1 pseudogene is annotated in these 982 nt (G+C 47.7%); it reads right to left on the reverse strand.

The features are described 5' to 3' along the window. Positions 1 to 38 precede the first annotated feature (38 nt). A pseudogene (locus AAE045_RS23235) lies at positions 39 to 982 on the reverse strand (IS3 family transposase); the annotation flags it as partial.

Here is a 982-nt window from a genome sequence, read left to right on the forward strand (position 1 = left end):
GGTAATCCCCCCATTTTTAGCGGAGATAATAAGTAGAATCAGGTCATGCGTTGAATATGCTGCATCGGTGTGTAGCCATTCAACGCCATATTCGGACGTTCGTTATTATAAAACCATTGCCACTGAGTGGCATAGTTCTGCAATTCATCCAGTGATGTAAACAGGTACTGCCCCAGCCAGTCATAACGCACCGTCCGGTTATATCGCTCAATATAGGCATTCTGCTGAGGTTTGCCGGGCTGAATAAAACGAAGGGTTATATTCTGATGAACCGCCCATGACATCAGCATCTTGCCCGTATATTCCGGCCCGTTATCACACCGTATTGCTGTCGGTTTCCCTTTCCACTCAATGAGTTGTTCGAGCGTTCTGATTACCCGACTGGCGGGCAGGGAGAAATCCACCTCAATTGCCAGCGCTTCACGATTAAAGTCATCAATAACATTCAGTAAACGGACTGAACGACCATCCGATAGCTGATCATACATGAAGTCCATCGACCAGCATTCGTTTCTGTTTTCAGGCACTACCAGCGGTTCCGGTTTATCCCGTTTCAGTCGTTTCTTCGGCTTTATTCGCATGTTCAGCGACAACTCGCAGTAAATCCGGTACACCCTTTTGTGGTTGAACCGGAAGCCTTTGACATTACGCAGGTATAAAAAACACAGGCCAAATCCCCAGTTGCGCTGACTGTCAGTGATGCGGATCAGCCAGTCAGCAATGAGATCATTTTCTTCATTCAGATGAGGCTGATAGCGATAACAGCTTTCGCTGACAACAAACAACTGGCAGGCAAAACGCACACTGACGTTTCGGTTTCTGACTGCATCCTGTGCCATCAGCTTTCGACGAGATGGCGTCACCACTTTTTTGCCATGGCCTCCTGAATGATTTCGGCTTTGAGCCGTTCTTCAGCATACATTTTTTTGAGGCGACGGTTTTCGTCTTCCAGTTCTTTCAGACGGGTCATCATGGAGGCGTC

Source organism: Dryocola clanedunensis (assembly GCF_038405435.1).
Classification (GTDB): domain Bacteria; phylum Pseudomonadota; class Gammaproteobacteria; order Enterobacterales; family Enterobacteriaceae; genus Dryocola; species Dryocola clanedunensis_A.